Raw genomic sequence first — 16938 nt, 5'->3', positions numbered from 1 at the left:
CCGGCCTGGGGTTCCCTGCCGGCCTGGGGTTCCCTGCTGCCCTAGCTTCTTCCGCTGCCCTAGGTTTTTTCCCCGCCGCCCACCCCCCTTCGGGGGGTGGGCGGGTATAGGAGGGCCGTCTACTCCGCGTCCGCCGCCGGGGCCATGACCGCCGGGCGGCGGCTGGCGATGACCTTCCTGGCGAGCGCGCGGGGGCTGGTCAGGAAGCCCGTGCCCCAGGCCATGTGCATGGTTGCCAGGGCGACCGGGATCTGGAGTCGGGCCTTCAGCGACAGCCCCTTGCCGGCCGGCACCGAGCCCGCGGTGATGGCCGCGAGGTAGCCGGCCGGGACGACCAGGCCCCAGGGGGTGACGGCCGCACCGACCACCAGGCCCGCCGCGATGGCGCACACCGCGGTCGGCGGCGCGAGATAGCGCAGATTGATCGAACCGGCGTGGTAGCGGGCCACGACATGGCGCCACTTGCCGTAGTCCTTGTACTGCTTGGCCAGCGCCTTGATGCTCGGCCGCGGGCGGTACTGCACCTTCAGCTCGGGCGAGAACCAGACCTGGCCGCCGGCCTCACGGATCCGGAAGTTCAGCTCCCAGTCCTGGGCGCGGATGAACTCCTCGTTGTAGCCGCCCTGCTGCTCCAGCGCCTCGCGCCGGAACACCCCGAGATAGACGGTCTCGGCGGGACCGGCCTGCCCGCCCGTGTGGAAGGCGGCATTGCCCACACCGATCTTGGAGGTCATGGCGGCGGCGACCGCGTCCTCCCAGGCGTTCTCGCCCTCGGCGTGCATGATGCCGCCGACGTTCGCCGCGCCGGTCTCCTCCAGGAGGCGCACGGCGGTGGCGATGTAATTCTGCGAGAGCATGCCGTGGCCGTCGACGCGCACCACGACCGGGTGCCGGGACGCCTTGATCGCGGCGTTCAGCGCGGCAGGGGTGCGGCCGGTGGGGTTGGGCACGGTGTGCACCCGGGCGTCCTCGGCGACGAGCTCGGCGGCGATCTCGTCCGTACGGTCCGTGGACGGGCCGAGGGCGATCACCACCTCCATCTCACCGGCGTACTCCTGCTCCAGGATGTGCCGGACCGAATTGCGCAGGTGACGTTCCTCATTGAGCACCGGCATGATCACGGAGACGGCCGGGGGCTGCTGCTGCGGCATGTTTCCTCAGGGGTACGGCCCGCGGCGGAGCCGCCAGCGACGGCAGCGCCCGCCGGGAGACTGCAGAATCGCGCCTCACGTTACCGCGAATGGTGGACACCCTCGGACGCAGCCGGGTGGCCGGGCGCCGGATGTCCGGCGTGTGGTGCTTTGCCACTGATCATATGGACCTACGGTGTCCTCGTCTGATTGATCAGCATGTGTCCGCGCTTGCCGTTCCGCCCGCTCCCCGCCGGGCCCCGCTCCCGCCCGCCCAGCCGCGGAGGTGTCCCCCGTGACCGCGCCGTTCCGCTCCCCCCGTCCGGCCCGGCGCCGGGCCGCCCGGCCCTGTGCGCGCCGGCGCCCGTCGGGCCCGCGCTGGGGGCTGCGGATCGGCGCGGTCGTGTCGGTGCTGGTGCTGGCCGTGAGCGGCGTCGGGCACGCCGTGGTCACCGGCGTGGAGAGCGGCATCGGCCGGGTGGACGCCTTCAAGGGCATGAGCAACCGGCCCGGGGGCGGCGACGGCCTGAACTTCCTGGTCGTCGGCACGGACGGGCGCGACCGGCTCACCGCGGCGGAGAAGCAGAAGTACCACCTGGGCGGTGCGCCCTGTCACTGCACCGACACCCTCATGCTGGTCCACCTCTCCGCCGACCGGGACCGCGCCAGCGTGATCAGCCTGCCCCGCGACTCCTACGCCGAGGTCCCCGCGCACACGGACGCCGTCACGGGCCGGCAGCGCGCCCAGCACGCCATCAAGCTGAACGCGGCCTACGCCGAGGGCGGCCCCAGCCTCACCGTGCGGACCGTCGAGCACATGACGGGGGTGCATATCGACCACTACCTGGAGGTCGACTTCACCAGCTTCATGCGCAGCGTGGACGCGGTCGGCGGGGTGGAGATCTGCACCGTACGGCCGCTGCGCGACAGCTTCACGGGGCTGGATCTGCCGGTCGGCAAATCGCGGCTCAACGGCGGCCAGGCGCTGCAGTACGTGCGCTCGCGGCATCTCGACGGCTCCGCCGATCTCGGCCGGATGCAGCGCCAGCAGCGCTTTCTGGCCGCTCTCATCCACAAGATCACCTCCTCCGGAGTGCTGATGAACCCCATCCGCTTCAGGGACGTCGCCGACACGATGCTCCGGTCCGTACGGGCCGATTCGGGCTTCGGGGCCAACGACCTGGTCGACCTCGGGCAGGCGATGCGCGGGTTCACCCCGTCGTCCTCGGAGTTCACGTCCGTGCCGCTGGGTGATGTGGCCCAGCCGGTGCCGGGCGTCGGCTCGACCGTGCGCTGGGATCCGGTGCAGGCGCCGAAGCTCTTCCGGGCGATCCGCGAGGACCAGCCGATCACGGTGCCCCGGGACCGGAAGGAGCCGCGGGCCAGGGTGGTGGACATCCCGCCGGGCCAGGTCCAGGTGCGGGTCGACAACGGCAGCGACCGGACCGGACCGGCCGCCACGGTGGCCCGGGAACTGCGCGCCACCGGCTTCGCCACGACCGGCGTCCCCGGCGACTCCGCCCTCGGCAAGGTGCCCCGGACGGTGATCGTCTACGACCCGCGCTGGGACCGCTCGGCCCGCTCGCTGGCCGCCGCGCTGCCCGGCGCCGAGCTGCGGCCGGTGGCCGGGCGGGGTCCGGTGCTGCAGGTGACGGTCGGCCAGGGCCGGACGGCGGTGCAGCGGGTACGGGCCGAGGAGCCGCCGCAGAAGCCGGGCCGGATCGCGGCGATCACCGGGGACGAGGCAGTGTGCCCATGAGTGTCCCCGCGCCCCGCCGCACCCTGCCCGGGCCACCCGTGCGCCGGCCGGACGCCCGCTGCCGGGCGCGCCGGGTCACGGTGGCCCTCGCCGCGCTGGGCCTGGTCGCGGCCACTGCCGCCGCGGCGCCGCCGGCGCCTCCCGCGCCGACCGGCTGCGGGGAGCTGGTGCGCGGCCAGCTGTGTCTGCGGGGGCCGGTGGGGGCCGACGGGATGTACACCGCGACCTACCGGCGGCACGGGTCGGCGGCCGGCCCCGACGAGATCATCGTGCGGCTCGGTTACCAGCGCAAGAACGACCGGATCACCGCCTTCCCCGGCTGGTTCGGCACCCGGCGGACCCAGGGCGGCGCCGTCGGGCTGAGCGGCCGGGTGGAGATGCTCGCGGATGAGTGCATCCGGGGCGTCATGGAGCGCGGGGAGACGTTCTACGTCACCAAATGGAGCTGCAGTTGATGTTCGGGACTTCCGTAATGTTCGTGATGTTCGAGATGTCCTGAAAGGGGCGCACTGTGTGGCAGGTTGTGCTGGGCATCACCCCCACCACGGTGACGCTCTTCCTGTTCTTGGCGCTGGCGGCGGCGGTCGCGCTCGCCCTGTGGACGGCGCTCGTGCCCGACAGCGGCACACCACGCACCACGGCCCGGCTGCTGCTGGCCGGCTGGCTGCTGCTGCTCCTGCTGGCGACGCTCGCGCCCAGCCAGCCGGTCGGCTCCGGGGACGCGACGGTGTGGTGGCGGCCCGGTGAGGGGCTGTTCGACCTGGGCGCCCAGTTGGAGCCCGGGGAGCTGGAGATGCTGGTGCGGCGGCAGATCGCCAATGCCGCGCTGTTCGTGCCCGCACCGCTGCTGCTGCGGTTCGCGGTGCCGCGCGCGCCGGCCGCCGCGACCTTCCTGCTGGGCGTGGGGCTGTGCCTGGTCATCGAGACGGCGCAGCTGCTGATGAGGGCCGGGCGGATCGCCGATATCGACGATGTGATCTGCGCGGCGGCCGGCACCGTCATCGGCACGGGGCTGGCGCTGGCCGCGCAGCACGGGGTCGCCGTTATGCGTCGTCGAGGCCTTCCGCGGCGCGCCGTTCGCGCAGCTCCATGATCGCGCGCCGCCGGGCGAGGCGGTGCGTCCGGCGGATCTGCGCCTCCTGATAGCGGCGCTGGTCACGCTCGGTCTCGGGGAGCACCGGCGGCACCCGGCGCGGCTTGCCCTGCTCGTCGACTGCGGCGAAGACGAGGTAGGCGGAGCCGACCTGCTGGGCGGGGCTGGATTCGTTCCAGCGCTCGGCGAGGACCCGTACGCCGACCTCCATCGAGGAGCGCCCGGTCCAGTTGACCTGGGCGCGCACATGCACGAGGTCGCCGATCCGGACAGGTTCGAGGAAGGCCATCTCGTCCATGGAGGCGGTCACGGCCGGTCCACCGGAGTGGCGCCCGGCCACCGCGCCCGCCGCATCGTCGACGAGCTTCATGATCACGCCGCCGTGCACCGTTCCCAGGAGGTTCGTGTCGCCGGCCGTCATGATGTGGCTGAGCGTGATGCGGGACACGGAAGTGGGCTTGCCCACCACCTCGTCCTCGGGGTTGTCGGTGACGAGTTCGGTCATGCAGCCAGCCTAAGCGGCGCCCGTACGGCACCACTCCACACCGATCGTGAGACTGGTCTCGCCGTTTCCGCAGGTCCGTGACCCAGGTCTCACCGTCTCCGCCGGAAACCATCCGGAATGGTTGCTTCCATTCGTGCAGGTCGGAATGGTCATGTCCCTTTGCGGTATGCCACGGAAGGCCGCCGTAGCTTTGCATCAGCTCTGCAACAGCACTGGCCCGATCCGGCACCCGCCCTATGGAGACCCCCTCTGCGGCGTGCACACTTCCCCGTATGAATGAGTGGCCCAATGGGTGGTCCGGCGACCAGAGCGGCAACCGGTACGGACACGGCAGCGGCAGTGCCGAGCCGGAGGGTGCGCGTGCCATGCGCCAGGTGCGGCGCGACGCAGGCCCCGGCTATCAGCGGAGTGAGCCTCCGCTGCCGCCGTCGATGTCCCCGCGCGGGGGCGCGGCCGTACCTCCGCAGCAGTCCCAGGGCTACGACGACGCATACGACGGGTACAACACCGGCCAGGTCTACGGCGGTGGCCGCGGCGGCGGTGGCGGTTACGACGACGGCTACGGCGACGGCCGTGCCGGCCGGCCGCGCCCCCGCTGGGGCAAGCGCATCAAGTGGACGGTCATCACCCTGGTCGCGGTGCTGGCGGTCACCTCGGTCGCCACGTACTTCTGGGCCGACGGCAAGCTCCGCCGCAAGGTCGACCTGAGCAAGGTCATCGACCGCCCGGAGACCGGCGACGGCACGAACTACCTGATCGTCGGCTCGGACAGCCGCGAGGGCATGACCGCCGCGCAGAAGCGCAAGCTGCACACCGGCTCCGCCGAGGGCAAGCGCACCGACTCGATGATGATCCTGCACGACGGCAGCAACGGCCCGACGCTGATATCCCTGCCGCGCGACTCGGACGTGGAGATACCCACGTTCGTCGGCTCGGACTCCGGCAAGAAGTACCAGGGGACGGGGCGGCACACCAAGCTCAACGCGGCCTACGCCGAGGACGGCCCCGAGCTGCTGGTGCGCACCGTCGAGTACAACACCAAGCTGCACATCGACCACTACGTCGAGATCGGCTTCGCGGGCTTCGCCAACATCGTGGACGCCATCGGCGGGGTCGAGATGGACCTCCCCAAGGCGATCAAGGACAGGGACTCCGGCGCCGACTTCCCGGCCGGCAAGCAGACCCTCAACGGCCAGCAGGCGCTCGCCTACGTCCGCACCCGGCACGCCTTCGCCCAGCAGGACCTGGACCGTACGAAGAACCAGCAGAAGTTCCTGGCGACGCTGGCGAGCCAGACCGCCACCCCCGCCACGGTCCTCAACCCCTTCAAGCTCTACCCGACGATGAGCGCCGGCCTGGACACGCTCGTCGTCGACAAGGACATGAGCCTGTGGAGCCTGGGCGAGATGTTCTTCGCGATGAAGGGCGTCACCGGCGGTGAGGGCAAGTCCATGAACATGCCGGTCTCCGGCAGCAACGGCGGCAACCTGGTCTGGGACAAGACCAAGCTCGCGCAGCTGGTGCAGCAGCTCAACAACGACGAGAAGGTCACGGTCAGCAGCAACTGACCGCAGACACGAAAGGGCCCCGGACCGCCGCTGCGGTCCGGGGCCCTTAGCCGTTCTTACGGGCTTACTGCGGCAGGTTGCGCGCCATCACGATCCGCTGCACCTGGTTGGTGCCCTCGTAGATCTGGGTGATCTTGGCGTCCCGCATCATTCGCTCGACCGGGTAGTCACGGGTGTAGCCGTAGCCGCCGAGCAGCTGGACGGCGTCCGTGGTGATCTCCATGGCAGCGTCGGAGGCGTAGCACTTGGCCGCGGCGCCGAAGAAGGTCAGGTCCTCGCCCTTGCCGCCGGCCGATATCCGCTCGGAGCGGGCGGCCGCGGCGTAGGTGAGCTGACGGGCCGCCTCCACCTTCATGGCCATGTCGGCGAGCATGAACTGCACGCCCTGGAAGTCACCGATCGGCTTGCCGAACTGCTTGCGCTCCTGGACATAGCCCTTGGCGTAGTCCAGGGCGCCCTGGGCGATGCCGAGCGCCTGGGCCGCGATGGTGATGCGGGTGTGGTCCAGGGTCTTCATGGCGGTGGCGAAGCCGGTGCCCTCCGCGCCGATCATGCGGTCGGCGGGGATCCGGACGTTGTCGAGGTAGACCTCGCGGGTCGGGGAGCCCTTGATGCCGAGCTTCTTCTCCGGGGCGCCGAAGGAGACCCCCTCGTCGCCCTTCTCGACGACGAACGCCGAGATGCCCTTGGAGCGCTTCTCGGGGTCGGTGACGGCCATCACCGTGTAGTACTCGCTGACGCCGGCGTTGGTGATCCAGCGCTTGACACCGTTGAGGATGTAGTGGTCGCCGTCGCGGACGGCCTTGGTCTTCATACCGGCCGCGTCCGAACCGGCGTCCGGCTCGCTCAGGCAGTACGAGAACATCGCGTCGCCCTTGGCCAGCGGGCCCAGGTACTTCGCCTTCAGCTCCTCGGAGCCGGACAGGATCACCGGCAGCGAGCCGAGCTTGTTGACGGCCGGGATGAGGGAGGACGACGCACAGACGCGGGCGACCTCCTCGATGACGATGACGGTCGCCAGCGCGTCGGCGCCGGCACCGCCGTAGGCCTCCGGTACGTGGACGGCGTGCAGGTCGTTGGCGACCAGCGCGTCGAGCGCCTCCTGCGGGAAGCGGGCCTCCTCGTCCACCGCGGCGGCGAACGGCGCGATCTTCGCCTCGGCGAGCGAGCGCACCGACTCTCGGAGCATGTCGTGCTCCTCGGACGGCCGGTACAGATCGAAATCAGCGGTTCCCGCCAAGGTTTCTCACTCCCCTGTGAGCTGAATGCCAGTGCTAACTACCGTTAAGTAACCCGATACGTCTCCGGATTCTAGGCGCCGATCCCGGCTGCGGATACGTGAGGTTGCCGACAGTTACACAAGCACCGCCCGCGGGGCCGGAGTGGGCCGTTCCCTGCCCGACTATGCTCGGTCAGCGCCGTTTTCCTCAGCCCACCCGTCACCCGACCACCGCCCCTCAACGCCGCGCTTCGCGCCGCACCCGCCTGTTTGGAGCGTCCATGCCCCTCAAGATCACCGTGATCGGCACCGGCTACCTCGGCGCCACCCACGCCGCGGCCATGGCCGAGCTGGGCTTCGAGGTGCTGGGGCTCGACGTGGTCCCCGAGAAGATCGAGATGCTGCAGCGGGGCGAGGTCCCGATGTACGAGCCCGGTCTGGAGGACCTGCTGCGCCGCCATGTCGCCGGGATCGAGGGGTCGACCGGCCGGCTGCGCTTCACCACCTCCTACGAGGAGGCCGGCGCCTTCGGCGATGTGCACTTCGTCTGCGTGAACACCCCGCAGAAGCACGGTGAGTACGCGTGCGACATGAGCTACGTGGAGAGCGCCTTCGACGCGCTGGCGCCGCATCTGACCCGGCCCACGCTGGTGGTCGGCAAGTCGACGGTGCCGGTGGGCAGCGCGGCCCGGCTCGCCCGGCGGCTGGCCGCGGCCGCCCCCGCCGGTGAGGCCGCCGAGCTGGCCTGGAACCCGGAGTTCCTGCGCGAGGGCTTCGCCGTCAAGGACACCCTGCACCCCGACCGGATCGTCGCCGGAGTGGCCGGCGCGCGGGCCGAGGAGCTGCTGCGTGAGGTGTATGCCACCCCGATCGCCGAGGGCTCGCCGTTCATCGTCATGGACTACCCGACGTCCGAGCTGGTGAAGACCTCCGCCAACTCCTTCCTGGCGACCAAGATCTCCTTCATCAACGCGATGGCGGAGGTCTGCGAGGCGGCCGACGGCGATGTGGTGAAGCTGGCCGAGGCCATCGGGCACGACGACCGGATCGGCAAGAAGTTCCTCCGGGCCGGTATCGGCTTCGGCGGCGGCTGCCTCCCCAAGGACCTGCGGGCCTTCATGGCACGCGCCGGTGAACTGGGCGCCGACCAGGCCCTGACCTTCCTCCGCGAGATCGACTCGATCAACATGCGACGCCGCGGCCACATGGTCGAGCTGACCCGGGACGCGGTCGGCGGCGGCTTCCTCGGCAAGCGGGTCGCCGTCCTGGGCGCGACCTTCAAGCCGGACTCGGACGATGTCCGCGACTCCCCCGCGCTCAATGTCGCCGGCCAGATCCACCTCCAGGGCGGCCAGGTCACGGTGTACGACCCGAAGGGCATGGAGAACGCCCGGCGGCTCTTCCCGACGCTGGCGTACGCGGACACCGCGCTGGAGGCGGTGCGCGGCGCGGATGTGGTGCTGCATCTGACGGAGTGGCGCGAGTTCCGTGAGCTGGACCCGGCGGCCCTGGGCGAGGTCGTCGCCGAGCGCCGCATCCTGGACGGCCGCAACGCCCTGGACCCGGCGCTGTGGCGCAAGGCCGGCTGGACGTACCGCGCCCTGGGCCGCCCCCAGGCGTAATTGCCTGCCCTCTACTCGGACTCCGCGCGTCGGGCGCGGTAGGTCCGCATCTTCGCCCGGCTGCCGCAGACCGCCATGGTGCACCAGCGGCTGCGGCCGGCCGGGCTCTTGTCGTAGAAGACCCAGCGGCAGTCATGGGCCTCACAGGCCTTGAGCCGGCTCCAGGTGCGGTCGGCGACCGCGGCCGCGATGCCCGCGGCGACCAGGGCGGTGAGGTACGCGACACCACCGAGCCCGACGGCCGGGCGCAGTGCGGCGCCACCGTCGGGCCGTACGTCCAGGACGAGCGGGGCCGCGGCGAACAGCCGCTCCAGCGTCCGGGCGGCCGGCTCGGGCACGGCGGCACCGGCGGTGTGCGCCAGACACACCTCCCGGAGCGCCTCACGCAGCTCCCGCAGCTCCCCGAGCGCCTCCCGCTGCTCCCCGGGCGCCGTCACCCCGCCCCGTCCGGCGGGCACCCCGTGGTCACGCAGAAAGGCGCCGAGGCCGCCGTCGTCGGTCAGCGCGTCCTCGCCGGTCTCGATATCGAGGGTGTTCACCAGGTCCTGCACCAGCCGCAGGGAATCCGGAGCCGTTCGGGATGCCACTCTTGCGATGTTACCGATACCTGGCATCATGCAGTAACGAAGTTACCGGTTGGAGCAATGAGGAGGTAACGCCATGAGCGCGATCAAGTTCGGCGTCATCGCACTGGACTGTCCCGACCACCGGGCGCTCGCCAACTTCTACGCCGAGATGCTCGACTGGCAGGTGACGGGAGGCGACGAAGACTGGATCGAGGTCGCCGGCCCGACCGGCCGCATCCTCGCCTTCCAGCAGGTAGCGGACTACCGCCCGCCGCAGTGGCCGGGCCAGGACGTACCGCAGCAAATGCATCTCGACTTCGACGTGGCGCGCGCGGACATCGACGAGGCGGAACGCAAGGTGCTCGCCCTCGGGGCGAAGCTCGTCCAGAGCGACGAGAAGCTTCGCGACTGGCGGGTGTACCTGGATCCGGCGGGGCACCCGTTTTGCCTGTGCCTCAAGTAAACGCTTGCCTTAAGTAGCCCCACGTTTTTGGCTGTCCCACCGTGGCGCCTGCGGCGGGCCGGTCCGCTGCGCGGGGCTGTCGGGGTGCGGTGACGGACCTCCGGGGGAGGGGTGTGGGACTGCTTCGCTTTACGTCCCACACCCCTCCCCCTCCGGCCCGTCCCCTCCCGTGGAGGGGTGGGAAAAACGTTGGTGGGGGTCACGCCAGTGGTCCGGTGCGGCTCGTCGAGCGCAGTGAACCGCCTACGGACGCCCGCCCCCACCCACCGCCACTACTCCCCGAACGGGAGGGGACGGGCCGGAGGGGCCTGGTGTGTGGACGTAAAGCGAAGCAGTCCACACACCAGGCCCCGGAGGCCCGTCACCGCACCCGACAACCACCCAGCCCGCCGCAGGCGCAACGGCGAGAAACCCCCGCGGCGGGACAGACAAAAACGTGGGATCAACCAAGCCTCACGTGAGACGGCCCCCGCCGCGCCCGTTCCGCGCGAGCCACATCCTCCGCCGCCCGCAAAACACGCACCGCATTGCGCCACGTCAGCTTCGCCAAGTCGCCCTCGGACCACTTGCGGTCCAGGAGTTCGGCGATCAGATTCGGGTAGCCCGCGACATCGGCCAGGCCGTCGGGCGTGAAGGCGGTGCCGTCGAAGTCACCGCCGATACCGATGTGGTCGACGCCGGCGACCTCACGCATGTGGTCGAGGTGGTCGGCGACCGTGGCCGCGGTGGCCTTCGGCCGCGGGTTGGCTGCCTCGAAGGCCCGCTGGACCGTCATGCCCGCCTCGGTCGTGTCGAGGTGGTGCAGCCCGTGCGCGCGCATGTTCTCGTCGGCGCGCTGTGTCCACGCGACGGCGGCCGGCAGCACGAACTTCGGCACGAAGGTGGCCATCGCGACCCCGCCGTTGGCGGACAGCCGCTCCAGCACATCGTCGGGGATGTTGCGCGGATGGTCGCAGACGGCACGGGCGGAGGAGTGCGAGAAGATCACCGGCGCGGTGCTGACACGCAGCGCGTCCCGCATGGTGTCGGCCGAGACATGGGAGAGGTCGACCAGCATCCCGCAGCGGTTCATCTCACGGACGACCTCCTCGCCGAAGGCCGACAGGCCGTTGTGGCGCGGCTCGTCGGTCGCGGAGTCCGCCCAGTCGATGGTGTCGTTGTGGGTGAGCGTCATGTAGCGCACGCCCAGCTGGTGCAGCGCGCGCAGGGTGGCCAGCGAGTTGTTGATGGAGTGGCCGCCCTCGGCGCCCATCAGGGACGCGATCCGGCCCTGCGCGCGAGCCGCCTCCATGTCGTCGGCGGTGAGTGCCAGACGCAGCTCGCCGGGGTAGCGGGCGACCAGCTCCCGGACCACGTCGATCTGTTCGAGGGTGGCGCTGACGGCCTTGTCGCCCGCGTAGTCGGCGCGCACATACACCGACCAGAACTGGGCGCCGACGCCGCCGGCCCGCAGCCGCGGCAGGTCGGTGTGCAGGTGCGCGGACTGGTCGGCGGCGATATCGCGCCGGTCGAGGTCGTAGCGGACCTGCTCACGCAGCGCCCAGGGCAGGTCGTTGTGACCGTCGACGACGGGCCAGCGGGCGAGCAGGTCCTGCGCCGCCCCCTGGGAGGAGCTCACTTGGCGCCGCCGAAGCCGAAGCCGTTCGGGGTGGCGACCTTGTTGCGCAGCCGCTTGCCCTTCTCGGTGGCCTGGTCGTTCAGCTCCTGCTGGAACTCCCGCATCCGGGCGAGGAGTTCAGGGTCCTGGGTGGCGAGGATGCGGGCGGCCAGCAGCCCGGCGTTGCGGGCGCCGCCGACGGAGACGGTGGCGACCGGCACACCGGCCGGCATCTGCACGATGGACAGCAGGGAGTCCATGCCGTCCAGGTACTTCAGCGGGACGGGGACGCCGATGACCGGCAGCGGGGTGACCGAGGCGAGCATCCCGGGGAGGTGGGCCGCGCCCCCGGCGCCCGCGATGATCGCCTTCAGGCCGCGCTCCGCCGCCTCCTCGCCGTACGCGATCATCTCGCGCGGCATGCGGTGCGCCGAGACGACATCGACCTCGTAGGGGATCTCGAACTCGGCGAGGGCCTGGGCGGCGGCCTCCATGACGGGCCAGTCGGAGTCGGAGCCCATGACGATGCCGACCACGGGGGACGCGTCGGAGGGGCGGAGTTCGGACGACAGGCTGGACGTCATTCGGTGATCGTTCCTCGCAGATAACCGGCGGCATGAGCGGCGCGCTCGCGCACGTCGGCCAGGTCGTCGCCGTAGGTGTTGACGTGTCCGACCTTACGGCCGGGCTTCACGTCCTTGCCGTACATATGGATCTTCAACTGCGGGTCCCGCGCCATGCAATGGAGGTACGCGTAATACATGTCGGGGTAGTCGCCGCCGAGGACGTTGGCCATCACCGTCCAGCGGGCGCGCGGGCGCGGGTCGCCGAGCGGGAGGTCGAGCACGGCACGGACGTGGTTGGCGAACTGCGAGGTGATCGCGCCGTCCTGGGTCCAGTGGCCGGAATTGTGAGGGCGCATGGCGAGCTCGTTGACGAGGATCCGGCCGTCAGAGGTCTCGAAGAGCTCGACGGCCAGATGACCGACGACCCCCAGCTCCTGGGCGATGCGCAGCGCCAGCTCCTGGGCCTGGCCGGCCAGCTCGGAGTCGAGGCCGGGCGCCGGAGCGATCACGGTGTCGCAGACGCCGTCGACCTGGATGGACTCCACGACCGGGTAGGCGACGGCCTGGCCGTGCGGGGAGCGGACGATGTTGGCCGCCAGCTCGCGGGTGAAATCGACCTTTTCCTCCGCAAGGACGGGCACCCCGGCACGGAACGGCTCGGCGGCCTCCTTGGAGGATCGTACGACCCAGACCCCCTTGCCGTCATAGCCGCCGCGGACCGTCTTGAGGATCACGGGGAAACCGTCCCCCTCGGCCGCGAAGCGCTCCACGTCCTCGGGGTCGGAGACGATGCGGTGCCGTGGGCAGGGCACGCCGATCGCGTCCAGCTTCGCCCGCATCACCCCCTTGTCCTGGGCGTGCACCAGCGCGTCGGGACCGGGCCGTACGGGGATGCCGTCGGCCTCCAGTGCCCGCAAGTGCTCGGTGGGAACGTGCTCATGATCGAAGGTGATCACGTCACAGCCACGGGCGAAGGCGCGCAGCGTGTCCAGGTCGCGGTAGTCGCCGATGACGACATCACCGACCACCTGAGCCGCGGAATCCTGCGGAGTGTCGCTGAGGAGCTTGAATTTGATGCCGAGGGGGATACCCGCCTCGTGGGTCATACGGGCGAGCTGACCGCCGCCGACCATGCCGACTACCGGGAACGTCACGCCCCCCAGGGTATCCGCACGGCTTCGCTGCCCCGATACCGGCTTGGATGATCCTCCGAGTTCGCACGTTCGAAGATCGTCGACGGAAGATCGACACCGGCCCGTGCGCACGGGCCGGGGTGCGGGACCGGTGCCCGGAGCGGGCCCGGCAAAAGGGGAGGCCGGATGGAGAACAGCGGCATATCGAGGGGCCTCAGGACGCTGGTGATCGTCGTCGCGATCACCACGCTGCTGATCGCCCTGCACTCGATTTTCAGCCAGTTGTCCGCGCCGGAGGTCTATGACGCGGACGACACCGAGATCGCGGTCTCCCCCGGTGACCGCTTCAGCGTGCGGGTCCCCGACAGCCCCGCCGGCGGCTATCACTGGATCATCGCCGAACCCCGCCCCGACCCGGCGGTCCTCAAAGCGGCCGGCGGGCGCGTGACCACCGGCGGCCCGCCGGCCGGGTCCGCCCGCCACCTCTCCTTCGAGGCGGTCCGCCCGGGCCGTACGGACTTACGGCTGCTGCGCTGCCGGCGCTGCGGCCCCGGCGCGGCCGACGAAGCGGGCTCCCGGAGCCTCAACTTCCGCGTCACGGTCCGCTGACCCGTACGGCCGCCAGGGCTTGCGCGCGGCCTCGCCACGTGGCAAGCGCCCCCATCGGGGCGTGGTTAGCATGAGGGAGCGGACCAGGGTTGACGGCCCGCGGACACCGCCCACAACGGGGAGCTGAACGACCACCATGAGTGAACGGAGCGCACTGCGGTCCCGGCTGGAGGCGCTCACTCGTGAAGTGGTGAAGTTCGGCGCGGTCGGCGGCGCGGGCGTCGTGGTCAACTTCGCGGTGTTCAACCTCGTACGGCAGCTGACCGAGGTGCCCGTCGTCCGGGCAAGCATCATCGCGACGGTCGTGGCGACCGGCACCAACTACCTCGGTTACCGCTACTTCACCTACCGCGACCGCGACAAGCGGGGCCGCACCAAGGAGCTGACGCTCTTCCTGCTGTTCAGCGCGCTCGGCCTGGTGATCGAGAACGGCCTGCTCTACGTCGCGACCTACGGCTTCCACTGGGACAGCCCGCTGCAGAGCAACATCTTCAAGTTCTTCGGCATCGGCGTCGCCACGCTCTTCCGCTTCTGGTCCTACCGCACCTGGGTCTTCCGCACGCTGCCCGCGCGGGAGGCCATAGAGACGGCCGAGTCCTTCCTCGCGGACGGCTCCCGCCGCCCGCGCAGCGCCTCCCGGAAGTAGCCCGGGGCGCCGCTCACTCCTCGGCGGGCTCCGCCTCCCGGGCCAGGAACAGCGCGAAGACCGGTGGATGCTGCTGGAGCAGCTCCAGCCGTCCGCCGTCCGCCTCCGCCAGATCCCGGGCGACGGCCAGCCCGAGGCCGGTGGAATTACGGCCGGACACGGTCCGCTCGAAGACCCGCGAGCCGAGGTCCGCCGACACCCCGGGCCCGGCGTCGGTGACCTCGACGACCACCTGATTGCCGGTGACGCGGGTGCGCAGCGCGACCGTCCCGTCGCCGTGCATCAGGGAGTTCTCGATCAGGGTGGCCAGCACCTGGGCGACGGCGCCGGGGGTACCGACGGCCCGCAGTTTCTTCTTGCCGGAGCGCACGATCGCCCGTCCCGCGCTGCGGTAGGCCGGCCGCCACTCCTCGATCTGCTGCTTGACCACCTCGTCCAGGTCGAAGGCGACCGCGGAGCCGCTGCGCGGGTCCCGCGAGTTGGTCAGCAGCCGCTGGACGACATCCGTGAGCCGCTCCACCTGCGCCAGCGCGATGGTGGCCTCTTCCTTCACGGTGTCCGGATCGTCGGTGACGGTGATCTCCTCCAGCCGCATGGACAGCGCGGTCAGCGGTGTCCGCAGCTGGTGGGAGGCGTCCGCGGCGAGCCGCCGCTCGGCGGTCAGCATCCGCGCGATCCGCTCCGCGCTGGCGTCCAGCACATCGGCGACCCGGTCCAGCTCCTGCACGCCGTAGCGGCGGTGGCGCGGGCGGGGGTCACCGGAGCCCAGCCGCTCGGCGGTCTCCGCGAGATCGGTGAGCGGCGCGGTCAGCCGGCGGCCCTGGCGGACGGCCAGGATCACGGCCGCGATGATCGCCAGCAGCGCCACGGCCAGGATGACCAGCAGCGTCCGGCCGATCTCCGCACTGACCATGGAGCGGGATTCCTGGACCGTGACGGACTCGCCGCGGTCACCGCGCACCTTGGACTCGATGACATCGCCCGAGGGCCGCTTCCCGATCTCGATCGGCTCCTTGCCGGGCACCGTGATCCGCGCGTACCTCTTGGCGGTGATCTGCTCGGAGAGGATGTCCGGGGTGATCTTCTCGCCGCTGCCCAGCCGGCTCTCCACTATCCCGACGAGCCGGACCGCCTCGGACACCACGCTCTCCTGCGCACCGGCCTGGATGGTGCGGGTCTCGACGATGACGAGCGAGACGCCGAAGACGGCGATCACGACGAGCACCACGGCGAGCGTGGAGTTGATCAGGCGGCGGCGCACAGGCTCCTGGCTCTTTCAGCTTTTTTCGAATCGGAAGCCGACACCGCGGACGGTGGCGATGTAGCGGGGGTTGGCGGCGTCGTCGCCGAGCTTCTTGCGCAGCCAGGAGATGTGCATGTCGAGCGTCTTGGTGGAGGACCACCAGGTGGTGTCCCAGACCTCGCGCATCAGCTGGTCGCGGGTGACGACCCGGCCGGCGTCGCGCACCAGGACCCGCAGGAGGTCGAACTCCTTCGCCGTGAGCTGGAGTTCCTCCTCCCCCATCCAGGCGCGGTGCGACTCGACGTCGATCCGTACGCCGTGGGTGGCCGGCGGCTGCTGGGGCTCGGCGGTGGAGCCGCGGCGCAGCAGGGCCCGTACGCGGGCGAGGAGTTCGGCGAGCCGGAAGGGCTTGGTGACATAGTCGTCGGCGCCGGCGTCCAGGCCCACCACGGTGTCCACCTCGTCGGCGCGGGCGGTCAGCACCAGGATGGGGAAGGAGTGGCCTTCGTTGCGCAGTCGGCGGGCGACCTCCAGGCCGTCCATCCCGGGCAGCCCCAGGTCCAGGACGACGAGGTCGATGTTCCCCTGGAGACCGGCGTCGAGCGCGGTCGGGCCGTCCTCGCGCACCTCGACGTCGTAACCCTCGCGGCGCAGTGCGCGGGCGAGCGGCTCCGAGATGGACGCGTCATCCTCGGCGAGCAGTACACGGGTCATGGCCCGATGGTAGTCCGATGTATCGGCGCCGAGGGGCGGACCAGCGCGGATGGCCGACGACGGACCGTTCCTGCACCGACACCGCCCTGAGCTGCGGAAGCCTCGGGCGCGCGCGAGGGCGCGCGATCCCCCAAGGGGCGCGTATGGTTCCCCGTTACGGTGTGAGCGTTGTCTCACGCAGCTCATCGGCGGCGGAACCAGCCGTATGGTGGTTCGACGTACATCGCACAGCCTTCGGGGCCTTTGACGCTCAACTGACGTCATCGGTCCCTCGTTGTGTGCCGGGCCGGTACCAACGGCCCGGATGCACAGTGATCGACCTGCCGACCGGGACCGGCGCGCTTGCACGACGGGGCGCGGAATCCGGGGGTACGACCGTCCTTGCGGGCCCCTCGTGGGTACCGGACCTCCCGGACGTGGGGGTGGGCGGGAATACGCCGGAGCCGGTCACCCCCACCCGGGCGCGTATCGGCCTGTGAACGCGTCCCGTAGCAGCAAGGAAGCA

General features: G+C 70.8%; 17 protein-coding genes. 8 read left to right on the top strand and 9 right to left on the bottom strand.

The window, feature by feature from the left end; all coding sequences use genetic code 11:
* Positions 1–119: 119 nt before the first annotated feature.
* Positions 120–1151, bottom strand: a complete 1032-nt coding sequence (locus STRNI_RS25830) for a glycosyltransferase family 2 protein (protein ID WP_018087083.1) — start codon at positions 1149–1151, stop codon at positions 120–122.
* Positions 1152–1425: 274 nt separating this feature from the next.
* Here STRNI_RS25830 and STRNI_RS25825 point away from each other — a divergent pair, with 274 nt between their 5' ends.
* From STRNI_RS25825 to STRNI_RS25815, 3 genes are read left to right on the top strand one after another with little or no spacing between them, the layout of a single operon-like run.
* On the top strand, positions 1426–2889 hold the full coding sequence (locus STRNI_RS25825; RefSeq protein WP_266447492.1) for an LCP family protein: 1464 nt from the start codon (positions 1426–1428) through the stop codon (positions 2887–2889).
* Entirely contained in the window at positions 2886–3344 is a 459-nt protein-coding gene (locus tag STRNI_RS25820) for a hypothetical protein (protein ID WP_109890178.1), read from the top strand. The genes STRNI_RS25825 and STRNI_RS25820 overlap by 4 nt, the downstream gene beginning before the upstream one ends.
* A 56-nt stretch (positions 3345–3400) precedes the next feature.
* On the top strand, positions 3401–3982 hold the full coding sequence (locus STRNI_RS25815) for a VanZ family protein (RefSeq protein WP_020397687.1): 582 nt from the start codon (positions 3401–3403) through the stop codon (positions 3980–3982).
* On the opposite strand, the gene STRNI_RS25810 is transcribed toward STRNI_RS25815, so the two are convergent.
* Positions 3933–4487 (bottom strand): acyl-CoA thioesterase, encoded by a 555-nt coding sequence (locus tag STRNI_RS25810; protein ID WP_018087087.1) that lies wholly within the window; start codon positions 4485–4487, stop codon positions 3933–3935. The two genes, STRNI_RS25815 and STRNI_RS25810, sit on opposite strands and share 50 nt — an antisense overlap.
* 272 nt (positions 4488–4759) lie before the next feature.
* Here STRNI_RS25810 and STRNI_RS25805 point away from each other — a divergent pair, with 272 nt between their 5' ends.
* Positions 4760–6055, top strand: coding sequence for an LCP family protein (locus tag STRNI_RS25805; protein WP_159488076.1), 1296 nt, complete (start codon positions 4760–4762; stop codon positions 6053–6055).
* A 64-nt stretch (positions 6056–6119) separates the two neighbouring features.
* On the opposite strand, the gene STRNI_RS25800 is transcribed toward STRNI_RS25805, so the two are convergent.
* The gene (locus tag STRNI_RS25800) at positions 6120–7295 is read right to left on the bottom strand and encodes an acyl-CoA dehydrogenase family protein (protein WP_018087089.1); all 1176 of its coding nucleotides are present in this window, start codon (positions 7293–7295) and stop codon (positions 6120–6122) included.
* 260 nt (positions 7296–7555) lie between these two features.
* Between STRNI_RS25800 and STRNI_RS25795 the strand changes: the two genes are divergently transcribed.
* A complete protein-coding gene (locus STRNI_RS25795; RefSeq protein ID WP_093643760.1) occupies positions 7556–8896 on the top strand; it encodes a UDP-glucose dehydrogenase family protein in 1341 nt (446 codons plus the stop codon).
* Between the two features lie 11 nt (positions 8897–8907).
* Here STRNI_RS25795 and STRNI_RS25790 read toward each other — a convergent pair whose 3' ends face one another.
* A complete protein-coding gene (locus STRNI_RS25790) occupies positions 8908–9483 on the bottom strand; it encodes a CGNR zinc finger domain-containing protein (protein ID WP_277412099.1) in 576 nt (191 codons plus the stop codon).
* Between the two features lie 73 nt (positions 9484–9556).
* On the opposite strand from STRNI_RS25790, the gene STRNI_RS25785 reads away from it, so the two are divergent.
* Positions 9557–9925 carry a VOC family protein gene (locus STRNI_RS25785; protein WP_018087092.1) on the top strand — a complete coding sequence of 123 codons (369 nt, stop codon included), beginning with the start codon at positions 9557–9559 and terminating at the stop codon, positions 9923–9925.
* 442 nt (positions 9926–10367) lie between these two features.
* On the opposite strand, the gene STRNI_RS25780 is transcribed toward STRNI_RS25785, so the two are convergent.
* From STRNI_RS25780 to STRNI_RS25770, 3 genes are read right to left on the bottom strand one after another with little or no spacing between them, the layout of a single operon-like run.
* Positions 10368–11543 (bottom strand): dipeptidase, encoded by a 1176-nt coding sequence (locus tag STRNI_RS25780; RefSeq protein ID WP_277412098.1) that lies wholly within the window; start codon positions 11541–11543, stop codon positions 10368–10370.
* A complete protein-coding gene (gene purE / locus STRNI_RS25775; protein WP_018093164.1) occupies positions 11540–12106 on the bottom strand; it encodes a 5-(carboxyamino)imidazole ribonucleotide mutase in 567 nt (188 codons plus the stop codon). Before purE ends, STRNI_RS25780 begins: the two co-directional genes overlap by 4 nt.
* Positions 12103–13242, bottom strand: a complete 1140-nt coding sequence (locus tag STRNI_RS25770) for a 5-(carboxyamino)imidazole ribonucleotide synthase (protein WP_159488072.1) — start codon at positions 13240–13242, stop codon at positions 12103–12105. The genes purE and STRNI_RS25770 overlap by 4 nt, the downstream gene beginning before the upstream one ends.
* A gap of 165 nt (positions 13243–13407) precedes the next feature.
* Between STRNI_RS25770 and STRNI_RS25765 the strand changes: the two genes are divergently transcribed.
* Entirely contained in the window at positions 13408–13830 is a 423-nt protein-coding gene (locus STRNI_RS25765) for a protease inhibitor I42 family protein (protein WP_274736058.1), read from the top strand.
* Positions 13831–13966: 136 nt separating this feature from the next.
* Positions 13967–14476, top strand: a complete 510-nt coding sequence (locus STRNI_RS25760) for a GtrA family protein (protein ID WP_018093161.1) — start codon at positions 13967–13969, stop codon at positions 14474–14476.
* A 13-nt stretch (positions 14477–14489) separates the two neighbouring features.
* Here STRNI_RS25760 and STRNI_RS25755 read toward each other — a convergent pair whose 3' ends face one another.
* Both STRNI_RS25755 and STRNI_RS25750 read right to left on the bottom strand, forming a co-directional pair.
* Complete coding sequence (locus tag STRNI_RS25755) at positions 14490–15737, bottom strand: ATP-binding protein (RefSeq protein ID WP_018093160.1); 1248 nt, start codon at positions 15735–15737, stop codon at positions 14490–14492.
* Positions 15738–15752: 15 nt separating this feature from the next.
* Positions 15753–16433, bottom strand: coding sequence for a response regulator transcription factor (locus tag STRNI_RS25750; protein WP_018093159.1), 681 nt, complete (start codon positions 16431–16433; stop codon positions 15753–15755).
* Positions 16434–16938 lie beyond the last annotated feature (505 nt).

The sequence above is a fragment of the Streptomyces nigrescens genome, from assembly GCF_027626975.1.
In the GTDB taxonomy this organism is placed as follows: Bacteria; Actinomycetota; Actinomycetes; order Streptomycetales; family Streptomycetaceae; genus Streptomyces; species Streptomyces nigrescens.
Note: the sequence above shows the minus strand (reverse complement) of the source record. Positions and strands in the feature narration are given on the sequence as shown.

Bases quoted from the DNA above. Each gene is read 5' to 3' on its own strand.
- STRNI_RS25765 (WP_274736058.1), top strand. From the start codon at position 13,408: ATGGAGAACAGCGGCATATCGAGGGGCCTCAGGACGCTGGTGATCGTC.
- STRNI_RS25820 (WP_109890178.1), top strand. From the start codon at position 2,886: ATGAGTGTCCCCGCGCCCCGCCGCACCCTGCCCGGGCCACCCGTGCGC.
- STRNI_RS25760 (WP_018093161.1), top strand. From the start codon at position 13,967: ATGAGTGAACGGAGCGCACTGCGGTCCCGGCTGGAGGCGCTCACTCGT.
- STRNI_RS25750 (WP_018093159.1), bottom strand. From the start codon at position 16,433: ATGACCCGTGTACTGCTCGCCGAGGATGACGCGTCCATCTCGGAGCCG.
- STRNI_RS25810 (WP_018087087.1), bottom strand. From the start codon at position 4,487: ATGACCGAACTCGTCACCGACAACCCCGAGGACGAGGTGGTGGGCAAG.
- STRNI_RS25830 (WP_018087083.1), bottom strand. From the start codon at position 1,151: ATGCCGCAGCAGCAGCCCCCGGCCGTCTCCGTGATCATGCCGGTGCTC.
- STRNI_RS25805 (WP_159488076.1), top strand. From the start codon at position 4,760: ATGAATGAGTGGCCCAATGGGTGGTCCGGCGACCAGAGCGGCAACCGG.
- STRNI_RS25785 (WP_018087092.1), top strand. From the start codon at position 9,557: ATGAGCGCGATCAAGTTCGGCGTCATCGCACTGGACTGTCCCGACCAC.
- purE (WP_018093164.1), bottom strand. From the start codon at position 12,106: ATGACGTCCAGCCTGTCGTCCGAACTCCGCCCCTCCGACGCGTCCCCC.
- STRNI_RS25795 (WP_093643760.1), top strand. From the start codon at position 7,556: ATGCCCCTCAAGATCACCGTGATCGGCACCGGCTACCTCGGCGCCACC.